This window comes from Nitrogeniibacter mangrovi, from assembly GCF_010983895.1.
In the GTDB taxonomy this organism is placed as follows: domain Bacteria; phylum Pseudomonadota; class Gammaproteobacteria; order Burkholderiales; family Rhodocyclaceae; genus Nitrogeniibacter; species Nitrogeniibacter mangrovi.
In genome coordinates this window covers 1461128-1480678 of the sequence record NZ_CP048836.1, presented here as the reverse complement: position 1 = coordinate 1480678, position 19551 = coordinate 1461128, and the positions used below count along the sequence as shown (strand labels likewise).

The 19551-nt window shown below is 65.6% G+C and carries 17 protein-coding genes and 1 other RNA gene; 9 read left to right on the top strand and 9 right to left on the bottom strand.

The window, feature by feature from the left end:
* Positions 1-19: 19 nt before the first annotated feature.
* From G3580_RS06840 to gyrA, 5 genes are read right to left on the bottom strand one after another with little or no spacing between them, the layout of a single operon-like run.
* Entirely contained in the window at positions 20-916 is an 897-nt protein-coding gene (locus tag G3580_RS06840) for a prephenate dehydrogenase (protein WP_173764553.1), read from the bottom strand.
* Positions 913-2025 carry a histidinol-phosphate transaminase gene (hisC, locus tag G3580_RS06835; protein ID WP_173764552.1) on the bottom strand — a complete coding sequence of 371 codons (1113 nt, stop codon included), beginning with the start codon at positions 2023-2025 and terminating at the stop codon, positions 913-915. The genes G3580_RS06840 and hisC overlap by 4 nt, the downstream gene beginning before the upstream one ends.
* A 46-nt stretch (positions 2026-2071) precedes the next feature.
* The gene (gene pheA, locus G3580_RS06830) at positions 2072-3142 is read right to left on the bottom strand and encodes a prephenate dehydratase (RefSeq protein WP_173764551.1); all 1071 of its coding nucleotides are present in this window, start codon (positions 3140-3142) and stop codon (positions 2072-2074) included.
* Between the two features lie 12 nt (positions 3143-3154).
* Positions 3155-4252, bottom strand: coding sequence for a 3-phosphoserine/phosphohydroxythreonine transaminase (serC, locus tag G3580_RS06825; protein WP_173764550.1), 1098 nt, complete (start codon positions 4250-4252; stop codon positions 3155-3157).
* Entirely contained in the window at positions 4253-6895 is a 2643-nt protein-coding gene (gene gyrA, locus G3580_RS06820) for a DNA gyrase subunit A (protein ID WP_173764549.1), read from the bottom strand.
* A gap of 191 nt (positions 6896-7086) precedes the next feature.
* Here gyrA and G3580_RS06815 point away from each other — a divergent pair, with 191 nt between their 5' ends.
* The 8 genes from G3580_RS06815 (at position 7087) to G3580_RS06780 (ending at position 13201) form a co-directional block, all read left to right on the top strand.
* Positions 7087-8403: a TRZ/ATZ family hydrolase gene (locus G3580_RS06815; protein WP_173764548.1), complete on the top strand. Its 1317-nt coding sequence runs from the start codon at positions 7087-7089 to the stop codon at positions 8401-8403.
* A 69-nt stretch (positions 8404-8472) separates the two neighbouring features.
* Positions 8473-9189: an OmpA family protein gene (locus G3580_RS06810; protein WP_173764547.1), complete on the top strand. Its 717-nt coding sequence runs from the start codon at positions 8473-8475 to the stop codon at positions 9187-9189.
* Positions 9190-9280: 91 nt separating this feature from the next.
* A complete protein-coding gene (gene ubiG / locus G3580_RS06805) occupies positions 9281-9976 on the top strand; it encodes a bifunctional 2-polyprenyl-6-hydroxyphenol methylase/3-demethylubiquinol 3-O-methyltransferase UbiG (RefSeq protein WP_173764546.1) in 696 nt (231 codons plus the stop codon).
* Positions 9966-10637: an HAD family hydrolase gene (locus G3580_RS06800; protein ID WP_173764545.1), complete on the top strand. Its 672-nt coding sequence runs from the start codon at positions 9966-9968 to the stop codon at positions 10635-10637. Before ubiG ends, G3580_RS06800 begins: the two co-directional genes overlap by 11 nt.
* A 55-nt stretch (positions 10638-10692) precedes the next feature.
* Positions 10693-11067: a transfer-messenger RNA gene (gene ssrA, locus G3580_RS06795) on the top strand.
* A gap of 172 nt (positions 11068-11239) precedes the next feature.
* Positions 11240-11839: a type IV toxin-antitoxin system AbiEi family antitoxin domain-containing protein gene (locus G3580_RS06790; protein ID WP_173764544.1), complete on the top strand. Its 600-nt coding sequence runs from the start codon at positions 11240-11242 to the stop codon at positions 11837-11839.
* Entirely contained in the window at positions 11836-12753 is a 918-nt protein-coding gene (locus G3580_RS06785; protein WP_173764543.1) for a nucleotidyl transferase AbiEii/AbiGii toxin family protein, read from the top strand. The genes G3580_RS06790 and G3580_RS06785 overlap by 4 nt, the downstream gene beginning before the upstream one ends.
* A gap of 295 nt (positions 12754-13048) precedes the next feature.
* Entirely contained in the window at positions 13049-13201 is a 153-nt protein-coding gene (locus G3580_RS06780; protein WP_173764542.1) for a hypothetical protein, read from the top strand.
* 247 nt (positions 13202-13448) lie between these two features.
* Here G3580_RS06780 and G3580_RS06775 read toward each other — a convergent pair whose 3' ends face one another.
* Positions 13449-15245 carry an ABC transporter transmembrane domain-containing protein gene (locus tag G3580_RS06775; RefSeq protein ID WP_173764541.1) on the bottom strand — a complete coding sequence of 599 codons (1797 nt, stop codon included), beginning with the start codon at positions 15243-15245 and terminating at the stop codon, positions 13449-13451.
* A 378-nt stretch (positions 15246-15623) separates the two neighbouring features.
* On the opposite strand from G3580_RS06775, the gene G3580_RS06770 reads away from it, so the two are divergent.
* Positions 15624-16799 (top strand): trans-sulfuration enzyme family protein, encoded by a 1176-nt coding sequence (locus G3580_RS06770; protein WP_173764540.1) that lies wholly within the window; start codon positions 15624-15626, stop codon positions 16797-16799.
* A 150-nt stretch (positions 16800-16949) separates the two neighbouring features.
* Here the strand turns inward: G3580_RS06770 and G3580_RS20440 are convergent, their stop codons facing one another.
* From G3580_RS20440 to G3580_RS06755, 3 genes are all read right to left on the bottom strand, one after another.
* Complete coding sequence (locus tag G3580_RS20440) at positions 16950-17357, bottom strand: LysR substrate-binding domain-containing protein (RefSeq protein ID WP_173764539.1); 408 nt, start codon at positions 17355-17357, stop codon at positions 16950-16952.
* Between the two features lie 66 nt (positions 17358-17423).
* Positions 17424-18071, bottom strand: coding sequence for a response regulator transcription factor (locus tag G3580_RS06760; protein WP_173764538.1), 648 nt, complete (start codon positions 18069-18071; stop codon positions 17424-17426).
* Entirely contained in the window at positions 18068-19360 is a 1293-nt protein-coding gene (locus tag G3580_RS06755; protein WP_173764537.1) for a sensor histidine kinase, read from the bottom strand. The genes G3580_RS06760 and G3580_RS06755 overlap by 4 nt, the downstream gene beginning before the upstream one ends.
* Positions 19361-19551: the final 191 nt, after the last annotated feature.

The window sequence follows — 19551 nt, the reverse complement described above, 5'->3', positions numbered from 1 at the left end:
AATCGGAACTCCGTTGAATTCAGGAGGGAAAGGCCTTGTCGGCCCAACGGTTGCGCGCCTCGCGCGCCTCGGCGAAGAGCGCCTCGAGCGCCGGACCGTCGTTCCCGATGAGCAAGGCGCGCAGGTAGGCGAGCTCACCGAGATACTGATCGAGCTCGGCCAGCAGCGCATGCCGGTTCGCCAGACAGATGTCGCGCCACATTTCCGGATGACTGCCGGCAATGCGGGTGAAGTCACGGAAGCCGCTCGCCGCGTAGCTGAACAACTCTTCGGAGTTTGCCCGCCCCGCCAGATCGTGCACCAGCCCGAAGGCCAGCAGATGCGGCAGGTGACTGACCGCGGCAAATACCCGGTCGTGCTCCTGCGGGCTCATGCGCCGGATCTGCGCGCCGCAGGCCGCCCACACCGCGGCAACCCGTTCGATCGCCGCGGGGGTGTTCTCGGCCAGCGGGGTGAGCACCACCTTGCGATCATCGAACAGTTCCGCGAAGGCCGCATCCGCCCCGCTGCGCTCGGCACCGGCGATCGGATGGGCCGGCACGACCCGGTCGAGGTGGTCGCCGAGATGGGCATAGAAGGCCTCGATCATGTCGCGCTTGGTGCTGCCCGCGTCAGTGACCAGGGTGTGCGCTTCGAGGTGAGGCGCCATGCGCGCTGCCACCGCGTCGGCCTGACCTACCGGCATCGCCAGGAGGACGAAATCCGCGCCCTTGAGCGCCTCGGCCCACGCCATGGTGTAGCCGTCGATCACGCCGAGTGCCTGGGCCCGCTGCAGCGACGCCTCGCTGCGGCCGATGCCGATCACCTCGCCGACCAGGCCGGCACGCCGCAGCGCCAGTGCGAACGAGCCGCCGATCAAGCCGACACCACACACCACCAGCCGACCGATGACGGCAGGTCGCTCCACCTGCGTCATTGGCCCGCCCCGGGATGGAGCGCCACCTGCAGCGCTTCGATGAAGCGCGCGTTTTCCTCGGGCAGGCCGACGGACACGCGCAGCCATTCGGGCAGACCGTAGGCGCCGATGGGGCGCACGATGACGCCCTGCTCGAGCAGGCGCCGATTGACCCCGGCCGCGTCACCCACGCGAACGGTGACGAAATTGCCCCAGGACGGAATCCATTCGAGCCCGAGCTGGCCAAAGGCGCCGATCAGCTGTGCCATGCCGCGCCGGTTGATATCGGCGCTGCGCGCCACGAAGGCCTGATCCTTCAGCGCCGCAGCCGCGGCCGCCAGCGCCAGCGAGCTGACGTTGAACGGCTGCCGGACCCGGTTGAGCAGGTCGATAAGCTCCGCACTGCCGAGGCCGAAGCCGACCCGCAGGCCGGCCAGCCCGTAGGCCTTGGAAAACGTGCGCGAGATGATCAGGTTGGGGAAGCGGGCCAGCCAGGCGATGCTGTCGTAGCGATCCTCGTCGGGCAGGTATTCGGTGTAGGCCTCGTCGAGCACCACGACCACATTGGCCGGCACGCGAGCGAGAAAGGCCTCGAGCTGCGCGCCAGGCACGAAGGTGCCGGTGGGGTTGTTGGGATTGGCGATGAACACCACGCGGGTGCGCGCCGTGATTGCCGCCGCCATGGCATCCAGATCGTGGCCGTAGTCGCGCGCCGGCACCTGCACCGGCTTGCCGCCGGCCGCCAGGGTGGAGATGGGGTAGACGGCGAAGCCGTGCTCGGAAAACACCGCTTCGTCACCGGGGTTCAGAAAGGTGCGTGCGATCAGGTCGAGGACGTCGTTCGAACCGTTGCCCAGCACGATCCGCTCGGGCGTCACCTGGAACCGGGCACTCAGGGCCGCTTTCAGTTCAAAGCCGTTGCCATCCGGGTAGCGCGGCAGATCCGCCAGCTCGCGCGCGATGGCCTCACGCGCCATGGGGCTCATGCCGAGCGGATTCTCGTTGGACGCGAGCTTGACGATGGCGCCCATCTGCAGGCCCATCTCCCGGGCCAGTTCGGCCATCGGCTTGCCCGGCTGATAAGGCGAAATCGCCCGTATCGAGGCCGAGACCTGATCTGCAATACCCACGAATGCCTCCCTGCGGTTGTTCAATACGGCTGCGCGCCAGTGGCGCTCAGAGCGCGGCCACCGGATAGGAGCCGAGCACCTTCACGAAGCTGGCGTTGTCGTCCAGCGCCTTGAGCGCCGCTGCCACCTTCTCGTCCTTCTGGTGACCTTCAAAGTCAATGTAGTAGACGTATTCCCACAACCCCGAACGGGCCGGGCGCGACTGCAGCTTGGTCATGCTGACGCCGAAGTCGGCCAGCGGCTGGAGCAGCTTGTGCATGGCCCCGGCGCGGTTGGGCGTGGAGCACACGATCGAGGTCTTGTCCTTGCCCGAAGGGCCTGCGTCATGCTGGCAGATCACCAGGAATCGGGTGGTGTTGTTCGGGTCGTCCTCGATGTTGGCGGACAGGATATTGAGCCCGTACAACTCCGCTGCCGCCTCGCCGGCAATCGCCACCGATTCCGGATCTTCGGCCGCCAGGCGCGCCGCTTCGGCATTGCTGGCCACCGGCACGCGCGGCAGCGCAGGCAGGTTGCGGTTCAGCCACTCCTGGCACTGGGCCAGGCTCTGCGCATGGGAATACACCCGCCGCGCCGCACCGAGGCCGTCGGCCTTGGAGAGCAGGTGCTGGTGGATGCGCAACTTGACCTCGCCGCAGATTCTCAGCGGGTTGGCCAGCAACAGATCGAGGGTGCGTCCGACCGCGCCTTCGGTGGAATTCTCCACCGGCACCACGCCGTAATCGACCGTGCCGGCTTCGACCGAGCGGAACACGTCATCGATCGCAAGCATGGGCATGAAGGTCGGCGCGCTGCCGAAGTGCTTGCGCGACGCGCTTTCGGAGAAGGTGCCGGCGGGGCCGAGATAGGCCACCTTGAGCGGCTGCTCGAGCGCCAGGCAGGCGGACATCAGCTCACGGAAGATCTTCTGCACCGCCTGGGCCGGCAGGGGGCCGGGATTGGCCTCGGCGAGGCGCCGCAGCACCTGGGCCTCGCGTTCCGGCCGATACAGGTTGCCATGCTTGATTTCGCCCACACGCTGGGCCAGTTTGGCGCGGCGCGAGAACTTGGCGAGCAACTCATCGTCGATCGCATCGATCTCGTTGCGCAGCTGGAGCAATTCCTTTTCTTCGCTCATCGGTCGCCTCTGTCAGCCCTTACGCTTGGCAAAATCCTGCATGAACCCGATCAGGGCCTCGACACCCTCGATCGGCATGGCATTGTAGATGGAGGCCCGCATGCCGCCGACCGACTTGTGCCCCTTGAGCTGCACCAGCCCGGCGGCGGCGCTCTCTTCCAGGAAGGCCGCGTTGAGACGATCGTCCTTGAGCAGGAAGGGCACGTTCATGCGCGAGCGGCAGGCCCGGTCGATGCGGTTCTCGTAGAAATCGCTGGTGTCGACGTAGTTGTATAGCAAGGCGGACTTGGCGGCGTTGCGCTGGCCCATGGCCTCGACCCCGCCCTGCGCACGCAGCCACTGGAACACCAGCCCGGCGATGTAGATGGCGTAGGTGGGCGGCGTGTTGTACATGGACTCGGCCTCGGCCACGAGCGCGTAGTCGAAGGCCGAGGGGCAGTCCTTGTGGGCCTTGCCGAGCAGATCCTCGCGCACGATGACGAAGGTCAGCCCGGCCGGACCGATGTTCTTCTGCGCGCCGCCGAAGATCAGCCCATAGCGGGAGACGTCCATAGGGCGCGAGAGGATGTTGGACGACATGTCCGCCACCAGCGGCAGGTCGGGCCGGCCGATGTCGCCCAGATCCGGGTCGAAGGCGAATTCGACGCCGCCGATGGTTTCGTTGGAACAGATGAACAGGTAGGCCGGATCGTCCGACAGGCGCCAGCGCTCCATGGCCGGGATGGTCGTGAAGCCGCTCGCCTCGGCCGTGGCGGCGATATTCACCTCGGCGAACTTGCGCGCCTCCTGCTGCGACTTGGTGGACCAGGATCCGGTCACCACGTAGTCGGCCCCCCGCTTGTCGCCGAGCAGGTTCATGGGCACGATCGCGTTCTCGGCGATGGCGCCGCCCTGCATGAACAGGATGCGGTAGTTGGCCGGCACGCCGAGCAGCTCGCGGAAATCGGCTTCCGCCTGCTGGTAGATGGACTGGAAGGCAGCGCTGCGATGGCTCATTTCCATCACGCTCACGCCGGTGCCGTGCCAGTCGAGCATCTCCTCGGCGGCGCGGCGCAGCACCGACTCGGGCAGCGCGGCCGGGCCGGCCGAAAAATTGAACACCCGGCTCATTTACGCATCCTCGCCCACATCGCCATCCGCGTCGGAGGCCGGCGGTGTCGCAGCATCCTCCGCGGCCCCCTCGATTTCATCGACGAGCTCGTCGAGTTCGTCGTCGTCGGACTCGGCCACCGGCTCGATGCCCGCGAGGAAGGTCCCCTTGTCGAGGGAAATCAGGGTCACGCCCTGCGTCGAGCGGCCCATCTCGCGAATGTGCTCGACCTTGGTCCGGATCAGCACCCCGCCGGTGGAAATGAGCATGATCTCGTGCTGCGGCTGCACCAGCACCGCGCCAACCAGCTTGCCGTTGCGCTCGGAGGACTGGATCGCGATCATCCCCTTGGTGCCGCGACCGTGGCGGGTATATTCGCCCACCGGGGTCCGCTTGCCGTAGCCGTGCTCGGTGGCGGTCAGCACCGCCCAGGTCTCGTCCGCGACCACCAGCATGCTGATCACCTGCTGGCCGGGCTCGAGCATCATGCCGCGCACGCCGCGCGCCGTACGGCCCATCGGGCGCACGTCGGTCTCGGCGAAGCGCACCGCCTTGCCGGCATCGGAGAACAGCATCACGTCGTAGCTGCCGTTGGTGATCTGCACACCGATGAGGTAATCGTCCTCGTCCAGCCCCACGGCGATGATGCCGGCCTTGCGCGGGTTGGAGAAATCGGACAGCGGCGTCTTTTTCACGGTGCCGCGCGAGGTCGCCATGAACACGAAATGGTCCTCGTCGAACTCCTTGACCGGCAGCACCGCGGTGATCTTCTCCCCTTCCTGCAGCGGGAACAGGTTGATGATCGGTTTGCCGCGCGAGTTGCGCGTCCCCTCCGGCACCTCGTAAACCTTGAGCCAGTAGGCCCGGCCACGGTTGGAGAAGCACATGATGGTGTCGTGGGTGTTGGCCACGAACAGGCGGTCGATGAAGTCGTCTTCCTTCATCTGCGTCGCCTGCTTGCCGCGCCCGCCGCGGCGCTGGGAGCGGTAGTCGGTCAACGGCTGGCGCTTGAAGTAGCCGGTGTGCGACAGGGTCACCACCATGTCTTCGGGCGCGATCAGGTCCTCGATGTTGATGTCGGCGGTGTCGAGCACGATCTCGGAGCGGCGCTCGTCGCCGTACTGCGTCTTGATGGCCTCCAGCTCCTCGCCGATGATGGCGGTCACCCGCGCCGGCTTGGCAAGGATGTCGAGCAGGTCGGTGATCACTTCCATGACCTCCTTGTACTCGGTGACGATCTTGTCCTGCTCCAGCCCGGTCAGGCGCTGCAGGCGCAGATCGAGAATGGCCTGGGCCTGGGCCTCGGAGAGGCGGTAACCGTCGGCCTGCAGGCCGAACTCCGGCGCCAGGCCATCCGGCCGGTAACCGGCACTGTCGGCCTCGGAGCGAGCGAGCATTTCCTCGACCAGGGGCGAGCGCCACAGCCGCGTCATCAGCGCCTGCTTGGCGTCGGCCGGCGTCGGTGCCGCCTTGATCAGCGCGATCACCTCGTCCACGTTCGACAGCGCCACGGCGAGGCCTTCGAGCACGTGGCCGCGCTCGCGCGCCTTGCGCAGTTCGTAGATGGTGCGCCGGGTGACCACCTCGCGACGATGCTGCAGGAAGCAGTCGAGCATCTCGCGCAGGTTGAGCAGCTTGGGGCGACCGTCCACCAGCGCCACCATGTTCATGCCGAAGGTGTCCTGCAGCTGGGTCTGCTTGAACAGCTTGTTGAGCACCACTTCGGGCACTTCACCGCGCTTGAGCTCGATGACCACGCGCATGCCGGACTTGTCCGACTCGTCGCGGATCTCGGAAATGCCCTCGATCTTCTTCTCGTTGACCAGTTCGGCGATGCGCTCGAGCAGGGCCCGCTTGTTCACCTGGTAGGGCAGCTCGTCGACGATGATGGCCTGCCGGTTGCCCTTCTCCAGGTCCTCAAAATGGGTGCGCGCCCGCATGATCACCCGGCCGCGACCGGTGCGGTAGCCGTCGTGCACCCCCGACAGGCCGTAGATCAGGCCCGCGGTCGGGAAGTCGGGCGCCTTGACGATGCGGATCAGGTCCTCGATGTCCGTGGCCGGCTCGCCGAGCAGCAGCAGGCACGCCTCGATCACCTCCGACAGATTGTGCGGCGGAATGTTGGTGGCCATGCCGACCGCGATCCCCGACGAACCGTTGATGAGCAGGTTCGGAATGCGCGCCGGCAACACCGACGGCTCCTTCTCCTTGCCGTCGTAGTTGGGCACGAAATCGACGGTTTCCTTGTCGATGTCGGAGAGCAGCTCGCTGGCGATGCGCGCCTGGCGGCACTCGGTATAACGCATTGCGGCGGCGTTGTCGCCATCGATGGAACCGAAGTTGCCCTGCCCGTCCACGAGCATGTAGCGCAGGGAAAAATCCTGCGCCATGCGTACCAGGGTGTCGTAGATGGCCGAATCGCCGTGCGGGTGATACTTACCCATCACGTCACCGACCACGCGCGCGCACTTCACATACGGCCGGTTCCAGGCGATGTTGGCCTCGTCCATGGCGAAGAGCACACGGCGGTGAACCGGCTTGAGACCGTCCCGGACATCGGGCAGTGCACGGCCCACGATCACGCTCATCGCGTAATCGAGATAGGCGTGGCGCATCTCCTCCTCGAGGCTGATGGGAAGCGTCTCTTTGGCGAATTGATCCATGGTGTCCCGAAACGCCCGCACGGGCGGGATTCAAAAGAGTGAAATATTATCACGTCGCCCGCACCAGACCGATGGCGCTGCAGCGACCGCCGCCGTCACCAGGCGCCGCCGCCAGCCCGGTCACACCCCCGCTCCCTTGATCTTTTCCGCGCCCCGGGATTGAATGACGGCCTCCCGCCTCGAGAGACGTCATGAGCGAAACCGCCGAGCTGCTCATCAGCGCCCGCTGGGTCATTCCGGTCGAACCCGGCGACCCGGTCCTGGAACATCACAGTGTCGCCGTCCAGAACGGGCGTATCGTCGCCGTACTGCCGCGGGACGAAGCGCGCCTGCGCTTTGCCGGCGCCAAGGAACACACCCTCGAGCAGCACGCCCTGATTCCGGGGCTGGTGAACCTGCACACCCACGCGGCCATGAGCCTGATGCGCGGGCTGGCAGACGACCTGCCCCTCATGCAGTGGCTCGAACAGGCCATCTGGCCGGCCGAGGGCAAACATGTCAGCGCCCCGTTCGTGCGCGACGGCACCTTGCTGGCGGCCGCCGAGATGCTGCGCGGCGGCATCACCACCTGCAACGACATGTATTTCTACCCCGACGCCGCCGCGGCCGCCTTCGACCAGATCGGCATGCGCGCCGTCGTCGGCGTCACCACCATCGAGTTCCCCACCCCCTACGCCAGCAGCGCCGACGAGTACCTGCGCAAGGGGCTGGCCGCCCGTGACCAATGGCGCGGGCACCCCCGCATCGGCTTCGCCCTGGCGCCACACGCTCCGTACACCGTGACCGACGACACGTTCTCGCGGATCGTGAACCTCGCCAACGAGCTGGACCTGCCCATCCATCTGCATGTACACGAGACCGCGCACGAAGTCAGCGAAGGCGTCCACCAGCACGGCATGCGGCCGCTGGCACGGCTGGAGAAGCTGGGCATCGTCGGCGCCAACCTGATCGGCGTCCACGCCGTCCATCTGGCCGACGAGGAAATCGCCATGCTCGCGCACTACGGCGCGAGCGTGGCCCACTGCCCCTCCTCGAACATGAAGCTGGCCAGCGGCATCGCCCCCATCACCGCGCTGACCGCTCGCGGCGTGCGCGTGGGCCTGGGCACCGACGGTGCCGCCAGCAACAATCGCCTGGACCTGTTCACCGAAATGCGCGAGGCCGCGCTGCTCGCCAAGGTCAGCTCGGGCGATGCCAGCGCCCTGCCCGCCGCCCGCGTCCTGCGCATGGCGACCATGGACGGCGCGACCGCCCTCGGCATGGCCGATTCGATCGGATCGATCTCACCAGGCAAATACGCCGACCTGTGCGCCGTGGATCTTTCAACAATCGAAACACAACCCTGTTTCAATCCCGTCTCGCATCTGGTGTACTGCGCCGGGCGCGAGCACGTGACCGACGTCTGGGTTGGCGGCGAAGCTGTGCTAAAACATAAACAGTTGTTGCAAAAACCCAACAGCGAATTGCTCGCCATTGCACGCGTATGGCAGAATAAGCTCGGTAATTAAATTGACTATTACCGTGTGGGTATTGACGGTCAGTAACTTCTGAAAACCTTGCCAAATGACGAGGAACCTATGATCAAACAAATGAAAAAACAGCTCACGATGGCTGCTGCGGCTGCTGTACTCGGTTTCACCGCAATGGCTTCCATCGCAGCGGACGACATCGTCGTGACCGGCAAGGGGGACGTTCCCTATGTGATCGACGGTCGCAATGTGGTGACCCGAAGCGGCTACGACCTGTGCTGGCGCACCGGTTCCTGGACCCCGGCCGCTGCCGCCAACGTCATGGCCGGTGAATTCCCGGTCGGTTGCGGCTGCGACGGCGACCTGATGCCGAAAGACGCCTGCACCGCCAAGATGGCCGCTGCCCCTGAAGCCAAGCCGATGCCGGCACCGGCGCCCAAGCCCTCCGCCGAGAAGGTCAAGCTGGCCGCCGACGCCCTGTTCGACTTCGACAAGGCCGTCCTGAAGCCGGAAGGCAAGACCAAGCTGGATCGCCTGGCTGCCCAGGCCGAAGCCCTGAAACTGGAAGTCATCCTGGCCGTCGGCCACACCGACCGCCTGGGCTCCGCCGCCTACAACCAGAAACTGTCCGAGAAGCGCGCTGCCGCGGTCAAGGAATATCTGGTCGGCAAGGGCATCGAAGCCAACCGCATCTACACCGAAGGCAAGGGTGAAACCCAGCCGGTGACGACCGACAACTGCAAGAACAGCCTCGGCCGCAAGAAACTCATCGAGTGCCTGCAGCCGGACCGTCGCGTCGAAATCGAAGTGATCGGCTCCAAGTAATCGATCCTTCGCGTCACGCCAAAGCCCCGCCGCGTGCGGGGCTTTTTCATATTCATGCTATCTTTCCGGCGTTTCTCAATGACGCAGACCCATGAACGCCGATCCCGCAGAACTTCAGAAATTCAGCGACCTGGCTCACCGCTGGTGGGACCCGGAATCCGAGTTCCGCCCCCTGCACGAAATCAACCCGCTCCGGCTCGACTGGATTGACTCCATCGCCGCCCTGAAGGGCAAGCGCGTGCTCGACGTCGGCTGCGGCGGCGGCATTCTGGCCGAGGGCATGGCCGAACGTGGCGCCAACGTCACGGGCATCGACCTGGGCGAAAAGGCCCTGAGTGTCGCCCGCCTGCATCTGCATGAATCCGGTCTGAACGTCGATTACCAGCACATCAGTGCCGAAGCCATGGCGCAAGCCCATGCCGGCGAATTCGACGTCGTCACCTGCCTCGAAATGCTCGAACATGTGCCCGACCCGGCCAGCATCGTCGCTGCCTGCGCCCGAATGGTCAAACCCGGTGGTCACGTGTTCTTTTCCACCATCAACCGCAACGCCAAGGCCTACCTCATGGCCGTGGTGGGCGCCGAGTACCTCCTCAAGCTGCTACCCCGGGGCACCCACGACTATGCCAAGTTCCTCAAGCCGTCCGAACTGAGCCGCATGTGTCGTGACAACCGTCTGGCGGTATCGCGCCTGCGCGGCCTCACCTACAATCCGCTGACGCGGATCTACGCGCTCGGCAGCGACACCGACGTGAATTATCTGGTGCACGCCACGCGTGAGATTTAAGGCGGTCCTCTTCGACCTGGACGGCACACTGGCGGACACAGCTCCCGACCTGGGTGGTGCCCTGAACGCACTGCTGGTCGAACGTGGCCATCCCGAGCGCGCGCTTGCGTCGCTACGCCCTTATACCTCGGCCGGCACCCGCGGCATGCTCCGAGCCGGTTTCGGTGTCCAACCGGGCGATGCAGACTATGCCGACCTGGCAGCGCGGTTTCTCGAACTCTATGCCGAGCGCCTGTGTGTCGATACCGAGGTCTTTCCCGCGCTCGTCCCCGTGCTCGACACGCTCGACACGCACGGCGTCCCATGGGGCATCGTCACCAACAAACCCCGCCGCTTCACCGAACCTCTGGTCGACGCGCTCGGTCTGACTGCACGATGTGCGTGCATCGTCAGCGGTGACAGCACCGATCACCCCAAACCGGCACCCGATTCACTGCTCCTTGCCGCCACGCTGTGCGATCTCCCCCCGGCGGACGCACTCTACGTCGGCGACGATCTGCGTGACGTTCAGGCAGGCGCCGCGGCGGGCATGGCGACGGTGGCAGCCGCCTGGGGCTACCTCGGCGTCGACACCCCCATCGAACATTGGGGGGCGGACTGGACCATCCAGCATCCAGCGGAACTCGCCACGATCTGCGGTCTGGCGCTGGCCACATCGTGATAAGATCTCATCACTTGAAATATCGCGGATCATCCCGATATTCAAGATACTCCGTGGGGCCGACATGGCTTCGACGTGGGTCGCGAAGCAGATGAGTGCATACCGAGGTCCAGTCACCTCGTAAATCCGCTGGAAATCAATAAACGCCAACGACGAGCGTTTCGCTCTCGCCGCTTAATCCCGGCGGGCGCTGCACCGACAGGTTCCTGGGTCGGATGATGGGGTGAAAGCCGCATCTTGCAGTGTCATTTACAGGAACTCGGTGATGTGTCGGGTTACTTGACACAAAGCCTAAATCCAAGGTAACTCGTTGCGGGATGGTTCGTCTGTCGGCCGACCCCCGCGATTAAATCAAAATTGACAGACTAAGTATGTAGAGCTCGCTGTAGAGGGCTTGCGGACGGGGGTTCGATTCCCCCCGGCTCCACCACCCGATACCGAAACGCCAAGGCCAGCGCCTTGGCGTTTTTTTTTGGCTGCTTTGCCATGGATGGGCAATATTGCGGCCAACATGAGCTCCTCATGATCGTCAATCTACGTGTCGCGTTTCGTTTTGTCGGTATTTGTTGATATCTACCGACATTTAGGTACATCATCACGGGATGGAAAGTTCTCACAAGCGCATCCTGGAACTTGCCGCCAACCACGGCCTCCTTCGTCCACGCGACCTGACCGCCCATGGCCTTCCTCGTGTCGCCCTGACCCGTCTTGTGCGCCAAGGCAAGCTTCAGCGGATTGGATACGGCCTATATGCACTGCCAGAGCGCGCATCGACTGAGCACGGCACCGTCGCCGAAGTCTCGCGCAAACATCCCCAGGCGATCATCTGCCTGCTGTCCGCGCTGCAACTGCATGGCATCACCACCCAGGCCCCTTTCGAAGTCTGGGTGGCGGTCGCGAACAAGGCGCGCGCACCGAAGATGGATTACCCGCCACTGCGGGTCGTCCGGTTTTCCGGAGATGCCCTGACGGAAGGCATCGACACCGTCACCATCGATGGCGTCCCGGTGCGCGTCACCAACGTGGCGCGCACGGTGGCCGACTGCTTCAAGTTTCGCCACAAGATCGGGCTCGATGTCGCCATGGAAGCGCTCACCGAAGCCTGGCTGGCGAAGCGCATCCGGATGGACGATCTCTGGAAGTACGCGAAGCTGTGCCGGGTCGCCAACGTGATGCGCCCCTACATGGACAGCCTCACATGAGCCAGCGCAACCGGGCCGCGTCGGTACGCGCCCGCCTGCTCAACCACGCCCGCGAATCCGGGCAGGACTTCAATCTGGTCCTGACACGATACGCACTGGAGCGCCTGCTGTACCGCCTGAGCATCTCCGCACACGCCGGGCAGTTCCTTCTCAAGGGTGCCCTGCTCTTCGACCTGTGGTTCGACATCCCCCACCGGCCGACCCGCGATGCTGATTTCCTCGGCTTCGGTCAGGCGGACCTCCCGCAGCTCGAGACCGTCTTCGAGGAAGTCAGCGCCATCGAGGCGGACGACGGCGTGGACTTCCGTCCCGACACCGTGAAAGCAGACGAGATCCGCAAAGAAGCCAACTACGCCGGCATCCGCGTCACCTTGCTGGCCTTGATCGACGGCGCACGCGTCAGCATCCAGTTGGACATCGGGTTTGGCGACGCGGTGACACCCGGCCCGGAAGAAGTCGACTATCCCATCTTGCTGTCGGGCTTCGACGCCCCGCGCCTGCGCGTCTATCCACGGGACACCGTGGTCGCCGAGAAGCTCGAGGCCCTGACCGCGCTGGGCATCGCCAACAGTCGGCTGAAGGACTACTTCGATCTGTGGATTCTCGCCGGCCACACCCCGTTCGACGGCGACACGCTGCGTCGCGCCATCCAGGCCACCTTCGAACGCCGAAGGACGCCTTTTCCATCCCACGCGCAGCCGTTTGGTCTGACCGACGAATTCGCCAACGATGCACAGAAGGTGCAGCAGTGGCGAGGCTTCCTCAAGCGCAACGCCCTCGATGCGCTCGAACTCGACACGGTCGTTGCGCAGCTCCGCGACTTCCTAGCGCCAGCGCTCACGGCCGCCAGCCGCGGAACCACCTACCCAGCGCACTGGCCCCCAGGCGGCCCGTGGACAGCTTCCGGCGCTTGACCGGAGATAGGTCTCACGACACAGTGATGACGGTATCCAAGACGGTACACATGAATTTAAAATCAGAGGTTTTCCAGTAGATACGGATACTTATGCCGTCTTTCAAATAGCCCCCGGCCCACCACCCGATACCGAAACGCCAAGGCCAGCGCCTTGGCGTTTTTATTGGTTCATCGCACCACCACCAACCCGATCACCCTTCGACGCACGTCAGCCACAGGTTCATCCACCGCCTCCGTTGACAGAAACAGGGACTGTATATAAAGTCATTACTGTTCAAATAGACAGGTGCATCATGAACAAAGCCATTTCGATGATTATGATCCTGGTGGGCGTCCTGTGCGGCATCGCGGTCGCCGCCGAGGGAAACAGCCTTCGCTATGCTACCCCGCTGATTCTAGCGGCCATGTTCGCCATGGTCACTCGCCTGCATCGGCTCGACACCTGAAGCCCTGCCCAGGCACGGTCCACGACGCCCACAAGTCCCAGATTCACCCGGTTGACGGGTCGGTCACCCGATGGCTTGTCGACATGACGCAACCCGTTACCCGCGCGCTGGCAACATGACGACCGATTGCCCGCGTCATCGGCAACGCGCCAAAACGCACTCCGGGAAGCGCCAGACGGCCCGCCGGATCGGCTGGCGGTGAGCGCGCCCCACTTCGCTACGCACGCGGGCACTCGCCCCGACGCGACTACAGATCCAGCTGAAGCGCCGCCAGCCGCGCATACAAGCCACCTTGCCTGCGCAGATCGGTCGGGGTGCCGGTCTCGATGATGCGCCCGTGGTCCATCACCACGACACGATCGACCTTCTGGACGGTCGCCAGGCGATGGGCGATGACCAGGGTCGTGCGCCCCTCCATGGCGGCACCGAGACCTTGCTGCACCAGAATCTCCGATTCTGCATCCAGCGCACTGGTGGCTTCGTCGAGCAACAGCAGGCGGGCCCCCTTGAGAATGGCGCGAGCAATGGCGATGCGCTGGCGCTGGCCGCCGGACAGGCGAGTGCCGCGTTCGCCAAGAAAGGTCTGATAGCCCTCCGGCAGGCGCGCGATGAAATCCTCGGCGAAGGCGGCCCGGGCCGCCGCCTGCACCTCGGCGTCGGTTGCCTCGGGGCGGCCGTAGCGGATGTTCTCGATGGCACTGGCGGAAAAGATCACCGGATCCTGCGCAACGATGGCAATCTCCCTGCGCAGGTCGTTCAGACGCAGTTGCCGGATGTCCTGGCCGTTGATGCGAATGGCGCCGCTGGAGGCCTCGTAGTAACGCAGCAGCAGTTGAAACAGACTGCTCTTGCCGGCGCCGGATGGCCCCACCAGGGCGACGCTCTCGCCCGGGGCGATGGTCAGGCAGATGTCGTCCAGAGCGAGCACGTCCGGGCGCGCCGGATAGGCGAAGCGAACGTGCTCGAAGGCAATCGACGCCACCTTCGCCACCATCGGTCGCTGCGGTTGCGGCGTCTCGCGGATGGCCGAGTCGGCGTGCAGCAGTTCGAGCAAGCGCTGCGCCGCGCCCGCAGCACGCATTACGTCACCCCAGACTTCCGACAAGGTGCCGACCCCACCGGCCACGAGCGCGGCATAGAGCACGAACGACAGCAACTGCCCGTTGGTCAGCGTGCCGTCATGCACCTGGCGCGCGCCCACCCACAGCACGAAGATGATCGTCCCCATCACGGCGGTGATGATCAGGGCCGTCATCGCCGCCCGCAGGCGGGTGCGCCGGATCGCGGTGGCAAAGCTCGTTTCGGTGCGTTCGGCGAAGCGGCGCGCCTCGCGCTGCTCCTGCGTATAAGCCTGAACCGTCGGCATCGCGTTGAGGATTTCGCCCGCCAGGGCGGACGCGTCGGCGATCCGGTCCTGCGATTCACGCGAGAGCGTCCTGACCTTCCGGCCGATGGCGACGATGGGCAGGATCAACAGCACCATCAGGCCCAGATTCAGCGCGAACAGGTGAAAGCTGGTGACCGCCAGCATGACCATGCCGCCGACGAACTGGAACAGGCTGCGCAATCCCATGGAGATCGAACTGCCGACCACGGTCTGGATCAGCGTGGTGTCGCCGGTCAGGCGGGAGAGCACCTCGCCGGTCTGCAGGGTTTCGAAAAACTGCGGCGACTGGGACAGGACCCGGGCATAGACGGCGCTGCGCAGATCGGCCGTCGCCCGCTCACCGATCCACGAGACCGTGTAATAGCGTGCCGCCACGGCTGCGCCCCAGAATGCCGCGAGCCCGAACAGGGCCAGGAACTGCATGTTCAGACTCAGGCCACCAAACAGACCGTCACGCGACGTTGCCGCAGCGCCGAAGCCGGCATCGATGAGATCGCGAAAGGCCAGCGGCACCAGCAAGATGGTGATGGACCCCAGACACAGCAGGATGAAAGCGAGCGCCATGCGCATCCGGTAGGGGCGCAGAAAGGGCCACAGACCCGCCAGGGACGAAAGCCGTCGATCAACAGGAGAGGAAATATCGGTCATGCCAGGCATCAAGGAATCTCGTGGAACAGATCATCGGGAGACCTTCTGCGGCGCGTGTCCCGAGGAGCGAAGGACGCCTCCTGTACGTTGCAAGACACGGGCGTCGCTCATGGACCGCCATGATATCGGTTGGAGGCGGGCAACGAGACTGTCGCGCGCGCCACGCAGCGATTCACTCCGGTCCACGTGCGTCGAGCCGCAGGCGAGGCGGGCACCGCACGGGCGGACACGAACCGAAGCCGGCCGACGCACTCACCCCCATCAGGCACACGGATCGCGGAGGGCATTTCCGCCCCTCGACGGCACCGGATGCACGTGTCGCCGTTGAGGTGCTACCGTAATGTCCAGGCCCCGTTCCGCCGCCCCCCTCACCAACTGAAGAAGCCCATGACGCACACCCACTGGCACCTGGCGACGCGATGCATCCATGTCGAGGGGCATGCCGACGCCCTCGGCTCACCGCACACGCCGCTCTACGACACCACGACCTTTCGCTTTCCCGATACCCAGGCGCTGTGCGAGGTGGCCGAGGGGCGGCGGCGCGGCTATTTCTACAGCCGCTATGGTTCCAACCCGACAATCCACAGCCTGGAAGCGCGGCTGGCGAGCCTCGAAGAGGCGGACGGCGCCCTCGCTTTCGCCTCCGGCATGGCGGCCATCTCGGCCACGCTACTCGCGCACGCCCGCAACGGCATCGTCTGCATCGGTGAAATCTACGGCGGCACCCGCGCCTTGCTGCAGAACCAGCTCGCCAGCCTCGGCCTGCCGGTGACCGAGGTGGCCGCCGGCAACACGACCGCCCTGGACAACGCCTTGCAGGCCGGCGCCCGGCTGGTGTACCTGGAGACACCGGCCAATCCGACCCTGGAAATCATCGACATCGCCGCGGTTGCCGAAACCGCCCACCAGCATGGCGCCCGGGTGGTGGTCGACAGCACGTTCGCGACGCCGGTGAACCAGCAACCACTCGTGCTCGGCGCCGACCTGGTGATCCACAGCGCCACCAAATACCTCGGCGGGCACAGCGATCTGACCGGCGGCGTGGTGGCCGGCGCCGCCGTGCTGCTCGAGCCCATCGACGCCTGGCGCCGCAACCTGGGCCAGACCATCGCCCCGGAGACGGCGCACCTTCTTTCGCGCAGCCTGGCCACCCTGGATGTGCGCGTCGCCCGCCACAATGCCTCGGCCCTGACCATCGCCCAGGCCATGAAGGCGCACCCGCGGGTACGCCAGGTGCTGTACCCCGGCCTGCCGGAGTTTCCCGGCCATGCGGTGGCCGCACGCCAGATGCGCGGCTTCGGCGGCATGCTGACCCTCGCGGTCGATGGTGACGCCACCGCCACCTCGGCCGTGGCCGACCGCTTCGGTCTGTTCGCGCTGGCCGTCAGCCTCGGGGGCGTGGAGAGCCTGGTGTCCCAGCCCGCGCTGACCTCTCATCGCAGCCTCGACCCCGCCACCCGGGCAGCACGGGGCATCGGTGACAATCTGCTGCGCCTGTCCATCGGTCTGGAAAGCCCGGACGACCTGCTGACCGATCTGAATCAGGCGCTCGCCATCCTCTGAGTCCCCGCCGTCCATGGCGTGCGGGACCGCTCACCTGGCGCCCGCCCGATCCCAATAGGGCGGCGCACCAATGCATTCCACATAGAAGTCGATGAACGCGCGGATTTTCGGCGACGTCCGCCGGTTCGCCGGATAGACGGCACGCACGTGCTAGCCGAACAAGCCATGGACCGGCCACTGCGACAGCAGCCGCTGCAGCGCTCCCTCGGCAAGATCGCGCCACACGACGAAGGTGGGAAGCAGCGCGATGCCGTGATGCTCGAGCGCCACTTCGCGCACCGCCTCGCGGTTGTTGACGCCGAACCGGCTACCGACCGGGATCTCCACCGGCCCGGCGGGCGACTCGAAACGCCACGGGTTTTCGGCGAGCCGGTTCGAATAGGACAGGCAGAGATGTCCCTCGAGCGCCTCGGGGCGGGCCGGCGTACCCCGCCGCCGCGATGCCGGGCGATCTTCTTTTCGGGGATGCCGCCCGGCAACATGATGATTTCGGCCAACGCCCGTTCGGCGACGCGTCGGGTGTTGGAAAACAGGGCACGGAACACCGGGACACCGCATCGTGCTCCGGCATCGTCGGGTTGATCGGGTGTGAGCGAGGCCGGCCCGGTAGCATCGGAGCACGGCTCATTGTCCGGGTACGCCCGGCAGGATGCGGTGCTCAAGCGCGTAACGGTGCATTTCCAAAGCGGTCGCCAGTCCGGTTTTGTGGCGGATGGTCGTTTGGTAGTTGGCCACCGTCTTGGCACTGATGTACAGACGATCAGCGATCTCTTCGACGTTGAAGCCGCGAGCCAGCAGTACGAACACCTCGAACTCACGTGTCGATAACACCCGTTGGGGCGTCTGGCCCGCGGCGTCGGCAGCCGCCAGCGCGCGCGCTGCGTCGGGCGACAGCGGGCGCTCGCCGCGCCCGATCGCGTGAACCGCCAAGATCAGCTCGTCCGGCGCGCTGCTCTTTGTCAGATAGCCGGCGGCCCCCGCGTCCATGGCCTGACTCACCATGGCGGGCGAGTCATACATGGAGAACACCAGCACCTTGAGCGCCGGTATGCGCTGGCGCAACCGTGCGAGCGTCTCGAGCCCACCGCGCCCCGGCATGGACAGATCGAGAATCAGGATGTCCGCCGCGTGTGCGGTGAGCCACGCGTAGGCACTCTCGCAGTCGCCGAACTCGGCGACCACGCGCACGCCGACTTCCAGTTCGAGCAGCCGCCGGTAACCGGTGCGCACCACGGCGTGATCATCGGCAATAGCCACCGCGAGCTCGCTCATGCCACCACCTCCGGTGCCGGAAAGCTGGCTGCCAGCGTCCATCCACGACCGTCACGTCCGGGCCCCATATGCAGGCGGCCGCCGTGCGCCCACACACGCTCGCGGATGCCGGCCAGCCCGTTGCCCGACAGCGCGCCTTCATCATCCGCCCCCCTGCCCACACCGTCGTCGCTGACCGACCATCGCACCTCGGCACTCGCGTCACCGTCCAGCTGGATGTCAACGCGGCCGGCCTGTGCGTGGCGCGCCACGTTGGTGAGTGCCTCCTGGGTCATGCGATACAGGGACAAGGCCAGTGCCTGAGGCAACTCACCGCTCAAGCGCAAGTCGAGGTGATAGTCCGTGTCCTGCCCGGGCCGCAGAGCCCAGTTGTCGACCAGGGCCCGGATCATCTCCCCCAGCCGCGCCCCTTCGCGCCGACCACCGCGCCCACCTTCAAGGCCGGGCGCACTCAACCAGCCGAGCAGACCACGCACTCCCTGCTGGATGCCGACGCACTGCGCCTCGAGCGCGGCCGCCACGGCCAGCACGTCGCTCCCTGCGGGCAGGCTGCGTTGCAGAAAAGTCAGATCGGCGCGCATCGCCGTAAGCACCTGACCGAACTCGTCGTGCAGCTCACGGGCGATGCGCGCGCGTTCGTCCTCCTGCAAGGTGAGCACCTTGAGACTCAGATCGCGCCGTTCGCCCTCAACTCGCGCCAGACTCTGGGCCAGGTGATTGAGCGCATGGCTGATCACATCCAGTTCGCGCACCCCCCTGTCCGGCAGGCGCGCATCGTAGCGCTGGCGCCCGAAGGCGCCAATGGTGGCAACGATCTGGCGCAAGGGCGCGAACGCATGACGCACCGCCCAGTACATGCCCGCCAGCAACGCCACACTGTAGAGCACCATCACGCCGACCACGCCCGCGATGTTGCCCAGTGCTTCGCGCTGCTCGCTGTCGGGACTGGCGGTCAGGGTCACGTCGAATTGGCGCCCGTCCGGCCGTTCGACCGTCCAGCGCGTGGTCGGCGGCCGGCCGTGCGGCGCCAGGTGCCCGCGCAACCAGTCGATCACGCCGCTACCCGTGGCGGGCGAGGAGCGCACCAGCACCTCACCGCTCGCCGGATCAGCGATCTCGACCCCGAGGTGACGCAATCTGCCGCCCGCGACCAGCGCACGCAGCGTCGCCAGTTCCGCCTCCACACCGTCGGTGGGCACCTCACGCAACTGGGCAAGACGGCGCGTCAGTTCGGCGACCTGCCCTGCCCCCAGCCCCTCCTGGCGCACGTCGCCCCACCCACGCCACATCGCAAGCACCAGTACACAAACCAGGCACAACAGTGAAATAGCCGCCATGCGGCGCATGAGTATCGAAGTGAGTTCCATAGATCCAAGTGTATCGCCGATGCCTCCACCGACAAGATCAGGAATTTTTCCCATATTGCTTCAAGGCTCGATCTCTTAGGCTTTGTCGCCACGTCCCGACACGCACGTGCCGC

Excerpts from the sequence above, each read along its gene's own strand:
- G3580_RS06840 (WP_173764553.1), bottom strand. The coding sequence starts at position 916 with ATGACGCAGGTGGAGCGACCTGCCGTCATCGGTCGGCTGGTGGTGTGT.
- pheA (WP_173764551.1), bottom strand. The coding sequence starts at position 3,142 with ATGAGCGAAGAAAAGGAATTGCTCCAGCTGCGCAACGAGATCGATGCG.
- serC (WP_173764550.1), bottom strand. The coding sequence starts at position 4,252 with ATGAGCCGGGTGTTCAATTTTTCGGCCGGCCCGGCCGCGCTGCCCGAG.
- gyrA (WP_173764549.1), bottom strand. The coding sequence starts at position 6,895 with ATGGATCAATTCGCCAAAGAGACGCTTCCCATCAGCCTCGAGGAGGAG.
- G3580_RS06815 (WP_173764548.1), top strand. The coding sequence starts at position 7,087 with ATGAGCGAAACCGCCGAGCTGCTCATCAGCGCCCGCTGGGTCATTCCG.
- G3580_RS06810 (WP_173764547.1), top strand. The coding sequence starts at position 8,473 with ATGATCAAACAAATGAAAAAACAGCTCACGATGGCTGCTGCGGCTGCT.
- ubiG (WP_173764546.1), top strand. The coding sequence starts at position 9,281 with ATGAACGCCGATCCCGCAGAACTTCAGAAATTCAGCGACCTGGCTCAC.
- G3580_RS06790 (WP_173764544.1), top strand. The coding sequence starts at position 11,240 with ATGGAAAGTTCTCACAAGCGCATCCTGGAACTTGCCGCCAACCACGGC.
- G3580_RS06785 (WP_173764543.1), top strand. The coding sequence starts at position 11,836 with ATGAGCCAGCGCAACCGGGCCGCGTCGGTACGCGCCCGCCTGCTCAAC.
- G3580_RS06780 (WP_173764542.1), top strand. The coding sequence starts at position 13,049 with ATGAACAAAGCCATTTCGATGATTATGATCCTGGTGGGCGTCCTGTGC.
- G3580_RS06775 (WP_173764541.1), bottom strand. The coding sequence starts at position 15,245 with ATGCCTGGCATGACCGATATTTCCTCTCCTGTTGATCGACGGCTTTCG.
- G3580_RS06770 (WP_173764540.1), top strand. The coding sequence starts at position 15,624 with ATGACGCACACCCACTGGCACCTGGCGACGCGATGCATCCATGTCGAG.
- G3580_RS20440 (WP_173764539.1), bottom strand. The coding sequence starts at position 17,357 with ATGCGGTGTCCCGGTGTTCCGTGCCCTGTTTTCCAACACCCGACGCGT.
- G3580_RS06760 (WP_173764538.1), bottom strand. The coding sequence starts at position 18,071 with ATGAGCGAGCTCGCGGTGGCTATTGCCGATGATCACGCCGTGGTGCGC.
- G3580_RS06755 (WP_173764537.1), bottom strand. The coding sequence starts at position 19,360 with ATGTGGCGTGGGTGGGGCGACGTGCGCCAGGAGGGGCTGGGGGCAGGG.